Genomic DNA, 281 nt, shown 5'->3' with positions numbered 1-281 from the left:
CAAGCACGTCGCGCCGAGGCGAGACCTTCCCGCTCACGTACTGGCTGACCTGTGATTTACCGAGCTTCTGGCCGCGTTCGGCAGCCATGCGCACGAGGTCGGCCTGCTTGAGGCCCGCGCGCACCATGGCGGCGTTCAAGCGGTTCTGGAAGGCGCTTCTCGTCATCGGTCAGGCTCCAAAGTTCAATTTTGCTTCGTCACTGGCTTGCAAGTTCAATTTTGGATTTTGAACTTAGGGGCACTATATCACAACAAAATTGAACTTCTCGACGAATCCGCGG

The organism is Paratractidigestivibacter sp. (genome assembly GCF_052362415.1).
In the GTDB taxonomy this organism is placed as follows: domain Bacteria; phylum Actinomycetota; class Coriobacteriia; order Coriobacteriales; family Atopobiaceae; genus Paratractidigestivibacter.
The sequence above is the reverse complement of the archived record's forward strand: the minus strand, read 5'-3'. Positions refer to the sequence as shown.